The organism is Intrasporangium sp. (assembly GCF_035280925.1).
In the GTDB taxonomy this organism is placed as follows: domain Bacteria; phylum Actinomycetota; class Actinomycetes; order Actinomycetales; family Dermatophilaceae; genus Intrasporangium.
Genome location: NZ_DATEEY010000116.1, coordinates 22799 through 29431 on the forward strand (window position 1 = coordinate 22799; position 6633 = coordinate 29431).

9 protein-coding genes are annotated in these 6633 nt (G+C 68.5%); 6 read left to right on the forward strand and 3 right to left on the reverse strand.

Annotation, left to right across the window (positions count from 1 at the left end; all coding sequences use genetic code 11):
* Window positions 1-187: 187 nt before the first annotated feature.
* Window positions 188-559, forward strand: a complete 372-nt coding sequence (locus VJN29_RS11365) for a VOC family protein (RefSeq protein WP_324143737.1) — start codon at window positions 188-190, stop codon at window positions 557-559.
* A 135-nt stretch (window positions 560-694) separates the two neighbouring features.
* On the opposite strand, the gene VJN29_RS11370 is transcribed toward VJN29_RS11365, so the two are convergent.
* The gene (locus VJN29_RS11370) at window positions 695-895 is read right to left on the reverse strand and encodes a hypothetical protein (protein WP_324143738.1); all 201 of its coding nucleotides are present in this window, start codon (window positions 893-895) and stop codon (window positions 695-697) included.
* A 139-nt stretch (window positions 896-1034) separates the two neighbouring features.
* Window positions 1035-1430 (reverse strand): PPOX class F420-dependent oxidoreductase, encoded by a 396-nt coding sequence (locus VJN29_RS11375; protein WP_324143739.1) that lies wholly within the window; start codon window positions 1428-1430, stop codon window positions 1035-1037.
* An 89-nt stretch (window positions 1431-1519) separates the two neighbouring features.
* Here VJN29_RS11375 and VJN29_RS11380 point away from each other — a divergent pair, with 89 nt between their 5' ends.
* Entirely contained in the window at window positions 1520-1972 is a 453-nt protein-coding gene (locus VJN29_RS11380) for a helix-turn-helix domain-containing protein (RefSeq protein ID WP_324143740.1), read from the forward strand.
* Window positions 1973-2237: 265 nt separating this feature from the next.
* On the forward strand, window positions 2238-2414 hold the full coding sequence (locus tag VJN29_RS11385; protein WP_324143741.1) for a hypothetical protein: 177 nt from the start codon (window positions 2238-2240) through the stop codon (window positions 2412-2414).
* 63 nt (window positions 2415-2477) lie between these two features.
* On the opposite strand, the gene VJN29_RS11390 is transcribed toward VJN29_RS11385, so the two are convergent.
* Window positions 2478-4181, reverse strand: a complete 1704-nt coding sequence (locus tag VJN29_RS11390; RefSeq protein ID WP_324143742.1) for a hypothetical protein — start codon at window positions 4179-4181, stop codon at window positions 2478-2480.
* Window positions 4182-4851: 670 nt separating this feature from the next.
* On the opposite strand from VJN29_RS11390, the gene VJN29_RS11395 reads away from it, so the two are divergent.
* The 3 genes from VJN29_RS11395 (at window position 4852) to VJN29_RS11405 (ending at window position 5740) form a co-directional block, all read left to right on the forward strand.
* Complete coding sequence (locus VJN29_RS11395; protein ID WP_324143743.1) at window positions 4852-5001, forward strand: hypothetical protein; 150 nt, start codon at window positions 4852-4854, stop codon at window positions 4999-5001.
* Window positions 5002-5024: 23 nt separating this feature from the next.
* Window positions 5025-5396: a hypothetical protein gene (locus VJN29_RS11400; protein ID WP_324143744.1), complete on the forward strand. Its 372-nt coding sequence runs from the start codon at window positions 5025-5027 to the stop codon at window positions 5394-5396.
* 221 nt (window positions 5397-5617) lie between these two features.
* Entirely contained in the window at window positions 5618-5740 is a 123-nt protein-coding gene (locus VJN29_RS11405) for a hypothetical protein (RefSeq protein WP_324143745.1), read from the forward strand.
* Window positions 5741-6633: the final 893 nt, after the last annotated feature.

Genomic DNA, 6633 nt, shown 5'->3' on the forward strand with positions numbered 1-6633 from the left:
ACGGTGGGGAGTCATCGGCGCACACGCGCGAGGCAAGCCGGTCGACACGCGGCAGCAGCCTTCCCAGCCGCCGCCCCTCGGCGTGAATAGACGCACCTCCGATCTCTCTCGTTCGAGCATGTGGCTCGCACCAGCGTTCGGACGTTGAGGGCCGGTGCGGGCGCGATACAGCGCATAGGGTGCCGCTGTGACCGCATACGGCCAAGCGAGGCTAGTGGGCATCTCGCTGGACTGCCCTGACCCGCAACGGCTTGCCGACTTCTATCTGGGGCTGCTCGGGGGCCGTCAGTTGTGGGCGAAGGAATCCAGCGTCGGGATCGAGGTGCCCGGGGTTGTGTTGATTGCGCAACACGTCGAGGACTATGTCCCACCGGACTGGCCGGGGACGGCGATCGTGCACCTCGATCTCACCGCCGACGATCTCGGCGCTGCTGAGGAGCGGGCGGTCGCGCTGGGCGCCAAGTCACCCGAGCAGCCGGACCCGCGTTGGCGAGTGCTACTCGATCCGGCGGGCCATCCGTTCTGCCTGACGCCGTTCACACCGCACTCGGTAGGCTGACCGACGCTCGGCCCGGGCATGTGCGCACGGCCGAAGCGGAGCCAGTCGACTGCGGCGGTGGGACGCAGGTCGGCGACGCACAGGAATCAAGCATGGGCGGGCGCTCAGGCTGATCGCGCACTCCGTCGGATGAAGTCAGCCGGGCAGTGAGTCGCCGGGGAATCCGACACAGGCGAGCACCTCGACCGTCATCATACCGGCCTGCACGCAGGGGTCGGCGGCCGTGGTCTCGCGAGCCTGCTCCACGGTTTGGGTCATGACCGCGACGCCGCAAAGTCCGTCGGACAGGACCGGGCACAGAACCGCGATCGTGCCGGCGGCACGCAGCGACACCATCCGACGTTGGTGTGCGCGCTCGATCGCGTCGGCGCCCGGCTGGTGCCGGCCCGTGCCCAGCTCAGCTGAACCAGGCTGTGGGGCATGCCGGTCGCGGCCAGCTCCTGGACGTGCTCGTCGGTGACGGCGTTCATGGCACTCACATTCCCATCCGGTAGTAGTCGACCCCGATCATGGCGACGACTCGTTCCTGGTCGCGGTCGTACGGCGCGTGGATGTATTTGTCGGCGATCGCGTCCACGACCGCCCACCCCTCCTCGCCGGAGAGCCAGGTGACGACCCGTCCGCGCAGGACAACCGGGAAGAACGGGTTGTCCGCCGGTGTCAGGGAGATCGCGACGCGTGGGTCGCGGCGGAGGTTGCGAGCCTTCTGCGAGCCGGGCCCGGTCAAGAACACGACATGGTTCGCGTGGGTTCCGACCCAAACGGGCACGGAGTGCGGTGCGCCGTCGGGCAGGACGGTCGCCAGGTGGGCGATGGGCGTGCCGTCGAGTAGGGCGGCGAGGTCGTTTTCGAGGGCGGCGCGATTGGTCATCGTCGGTCCTTCCGGGAGTTCCTTGAAGAGACTCAGCGACCGTAACATCATAAGTTCCTTCAGGGAACCCAGACGGTTAGGCTGGTTCCATGCAGCGCACGAACTTTGGCGACATGGCGTGCTCGATCGCCCGGACGCTCGACGTGATGGGGGAACCCTGGACGCCGCTGGTGATCCGCGACGTCTTCGTCGGGATGAACCGCTTCGAGCAGATCCAGCAGGATCTCGGCATCTCCCGCAAGGTGCTGACCGAGCGGCTGAATCACCTCGTCGAGCACGGCGTTCTCGAGCGGCGCCCGTACGACAGCCGACCCCGGTACGAGTACCACCTGACGGTGCGGGGAACTGAGCTCTTCGATGTGCTCATGGTGATGGTCGGCTGGGGCGACAAGTGGCTCGCTGGCAAGGCGGGCCCTCCGGTGCTGTACCGCCACCACGCCTGCGGCGAGGTAAGCCACGTGGACCTGCGCTGCGGCCACTGCGGGGAGCCGATGCACGCCAAGGACATCGAAGTGCTGGCTGGGCCGGGCGCTGCAGCCTGAGGAGGCGGGGCGGCTCGCGGCTTCGGCGCGACGACGCGCCCCAGCTGACCCATCGGCCGTGATAGCAACGTGGCCCTGTCGCGTGGGAGTGGGCGCCTCGACGGCACCGGGGCAGCCTCGTACCGCCTTTCCTCCGTTGGTCTTTGCCTGTGCTGGGCGTGGAGGTCGACCGGGAACGCTTGCGCGATGTGTGCGAGCGATACGGCGTTGCGTCCTTGGAGGTTTTGGGTCGCTCGCTCGGGGCGAGGATCGGCTCGACAGCGATGTGGACCTGCTCTATGTCCTCGAGCCGGGCACTCGTCTCGGCTTTCGGCGGTTCGACCTGGAAGACGAGCTGTCCGCACTGCTCGGCCGTCCGGTCGATCTCGTCGCGCGCAGATCGATCAACAAGTACCTTCGCGAGCAGATTCTTGCCGACGCGCGCCCGCTGTATGCGGCGTGAACTGCTGCTGCTGCGCGAGATGCGCGATGCACGATGAGGCCGCGACCGGCAAGCGGGTGGCCGCTAACGGAGCGTGATCACGCGTGCGGCGCCGAGCGAGCCTCTCGTGTCAAGCACCTGGCTTCCGGCAACTCTCCCCGCCATGAACCGGCTGAGCCCCCGTTCGCTCCGCTGACCACGCCCTTCGTCGAAGAGCACGACGTAGATCAGTTGGCCCGCGACGGGCCGAGTCCCTGCCACCTGGGTCAGCCCAATCGTCGCGCAGCCGGAGTACCAGCCAAGCTGGGGTTGGTAAGCCGTGGCGACAACACACGTGCGGCTTGCCGATGACTGGCGTGCCAGCAGGTCCCCCACCTGCACGAGGGAGGTGCGTTCGGCCGTCACGTCCGCCACATGGCCGTCCCGGACCACGCCGTAGTTCGCAGCGGCGGCCACCACAGCGAACGATGTCAGCGCAGCGAGAACGACACGCGACGATGCGCCCGCGAACTCCGCGATTGCATCCACGCCCAGGATGATGAGCAGCAGGACCGGGAAGAAGACGTAGCGCTCCTCGCCGTGCGCCGTCAGCCCGAGCACCACCACGTGGAGGACGGCGGTCAGGCCGAAGAAGACGCGGACACGGTCACCGCGACCCTCCAGCTCACCGCGCCTGATGCGAAGGGCTGAGACAGCTGCGGCGATCAAGCCCGCGGTCATGACGACGCCGCCGAGGTCGCCGGCCAACCGGAACGGGAATGCCAGCGCGTAGTACACCAACCCCTCGCCGACGTACTCCCCGCCCGCGACGTCGCCAGCGGAGAGCATGGCCGCAAGCGGAGAGCCGGCGGCGCGCTCGCTGTACAGCAGATGTGGCAGCAGCCCACCAGCGAAGACGCCGGCGGCAATGGCCACCTCCCGCCATGACCTGATCCACACGCGCGGTCCCCAGGTCAGCAGCGCCGCGACGGCAAGCGCCACAAGGCCAGAGATGGCGCCGTAGCGCAGGTAGAAGACGACGACCGCCACCGCCGAGGCGACAGCGAGATCGTATGACCCGGCCCGCTGGCGAGACCGGACGATCAGGTACGCCACCAGCAGGAGAAGACCGGCCGCGGCGACATCGTTGAGGAACTCCGGCAACCGCTTGAGGAAAGCCCATCCGCTGACAAAGACCGCGATCGCGACCACCGCGCGCCGCGGTGTCGTCAGCCGAGCGGCGACCGCGTAGGCGATGGCCAGGCTGATCAACGCCAGCCCGAGCCCCACCAATCGGAGCGCGCCGACGTCGCTCTGGAAGGACAGTGCCATCCAGCCCAGCACCGGCAAACCGAAGGGTCGGTACGGCGCCCACCCACTGGCCGGCGCACCGCCCGCCCACGAGCGGGCCTGCGTTGCGTACACCGCTTCGTCATGGCCGAGGTACGGCAACGCGCCCTGCAGTGCCGCCCACAGTGCGACGGTTCCGGACAACACCGCGAGCAGGCCAAGCCACAGCGGGACACGTCCCAGGACGGCAACCGCCTGCCGCAAGCGCGCTGGCGGCGTGACCCCGCGCGCTGCCAAGGCCAAGGCGGGCGCCGCAATGAGCAGCAGCGGGAGCGGCGAGCCCTGCAATGTCGATATCGGCGAGCCGTGCACCAGCCCCAATGCGTACGCGGCCTGCTGCACAAATGCCAGGCCCGTGAGCGCCACAGCCACCACGAGCGCACGTCGTCGCCCACGCTCGAGTGCGACAGGCGAGGCACCGTCCACCGAACCTTCACCCGTCTGCAGCCACGGCTTCACGTCGGCCACCCTCCTGCGGAACTGTCCCGAGTCAGGTCAAACGGGATGACAATGCAGCTGGATCCTAGCGGCTGTGCGCCGTGTGGCTCTGGGTGTGGATCTGCCCGAGCCGCCACGACTCCTCAAATCCGGTGCAGAGTCCGTGTCCGTGACCGTGACCGTGACCGCGACCCTGGCGGGGCCCGGGTCGGCATCGTCGACGGACCACGTGAGGACAGCACCATCGGCGAGCCAAGTCGCGCGCTTCCTGCACGACGCCGGCGAGACGCCGGACTAGCACGATCCCCTGCCGCGCGGTCTCCAGCGAGATCTCGCTGTGGGCATCCCGGTGGACGTCGGGCTCGTCATCCCACACGTCGAGACCGACCGCGAACATCGAGCGCAGGATGGGTCGCACCATGTCGGACAGGCGCTCCTTGGGGAACCTGCCGTCCTCGGAGGCCTGTCGTCGTCAGAGCAGGTTCACCGGGGTGAATCGCTCACGTGTGCCGCTAGATCTACCGTGCCATCGGTGCCGGCTCGTCGACGCAGCGCTGGTCATCTCGCACGCGCCTCATCGCGCGGGGTCGACCCCCAGAGACCCGCCACAGGTCGCGGACTTCGGGCTGAGTCGAGGCCCCCGTGCGCTGTGTCCAACGGATCACGGATACGCCGTGGCAGCTTCCTTTCGGTGCCTGACCTGATCGTCGCGATCGAGGACTACCTGTCGGCCAGCAACGCCGACCGCACCCAGTTCGTATGGACCGCGACCGCCGAGTCGATTCTCGCCACGGCCACGCGCGCGCCGCAAGCTCGAGGAAGTCGTCAGTCAATGAAGTGACGGACCACTAGCATGTGATGGTGATGCGCCGGGTCATCGTCATGGAGCTCTTCTCTGGTCCGGCGTGGCGGGATGCCTCGGACATGGTGGGGCACGTTGAGCCGGCGGCCGCGGGGGGCTGGCTCATGATCCAGCCCGGAAGCGCGCGTGTCCTGGGTGATCCGCCGGACGGCCACCAGATTCTGCGCGATGAAGACCATGGCGGTCCCTCGTTCCTGTGTCAAGTGTGGTACAGCACCGCCGGTAGAGACCGGCCGACGGTCCATACCGTCGCCGCAGGGGATGCCGACCTGTACGAGGAGGTGCTGGCCAGCCTTGGCTTCCGCCTGGACCAACCCGATGGCATCGACCTGCGCAAGGATGAGTCCGGGGCCTATTGGGGCTACTACGTCTGAGCGCTCGTCGTGCGTGACCGCGTGTGCCAGCCGGGTCGCCTGGCGGCCCGCCGGCGTGGCACCGAAGCCGTGACGCCGCGTATCGGTAGCCCAGTCGCGGCGGGAGGCGCACAATGGAGGCACTGCGGGGCCCCCATCCGCGCAGCGGAGCGTGAGACGTGTCAGAGGACTCCAGAGCCGACCCGAGCGCCCCCCTTCCCGACTGGGCAAGGGGGCAGGCGATGGATGGCTTGGATGACGAGGACAGCGAGGGCCGCGACGAGCGCGCGCAGCAGCTCGTGAACGAGTTCGAGGACGAGCGTCACGACGAGGATGACGACCCTGACGAGGGTGGCGAGGCCTAGTCCGCCGCATCCACCCGGCATGAGGCGCAGCGTGAGGTTCCTCCCGGTCAAGGGATGCCACCCGATCGGGCGTCCGGGGGCACAGCCTTCCGCCGAGACCATCGTTCGCTTGTGCCCGGGCTGAGGCCGGGGCGTTTCCTTCGTCGTCGTACGCTCGCTCTTCAGCGGCGGCGTGGACTCTCTGGTCGCGAGGGCTCGGCCCGCGAGTGTTCTTCCCGATGATCCCCGGGACCAGACGGGCGACGGCGGCATCGCGGAGAAGCAGCGTCGGACAGCCCGCGTTGGGTCGGCGACCAACAGGGACCGCAGCCTTCATTGGGCAGGCGGAGGCAGTGATGTACCTGATGCTCTACGCCAGCGGTTGGATGCTGCTGTGGCAGATTTCGGCCGGCCAGGGGATGACTGCCCTGTCGGAGACCGCTCGCGTCTGACAGAACGGCATGTCCATGGTCCCGGACACCGTCTGGGCGGCGTGGCGCTGGCCGTGTCGGGATAGACGCGGATGGGAGACGCGCGTGTCCTCATGTGAGCGCCTGGGGAGGGTCTCTCACACTGGCGCGGCGACCCCGAACCGCTGCGGCAGCCTTCGGGGTTACGAAGGGAGGAGCTCCTGCCCGAATCACCTCTCCCGGATCAGCACCTGCTCGTCCGCCACCTCCCAAGCCGGCAACCTCGGCTGTAGGCCGATCGCCGGCTCACAGCGGACGCTCCAGCTTGGGCACGACTTGGCTTGCCCTCGCCGGCTTGAGCAGAGTCGCCGGGGACCCGGGGTCAGGTCGGCACCGAGCTCTCGGCGTACCACGCATCGCGGACGGTGCGGCGCATGGTCATCCTTTGGCGGGTTTGGGCGACGATGCCGACGAGCGCCAGGGCGAGCAGCAGCAGGTACCAGC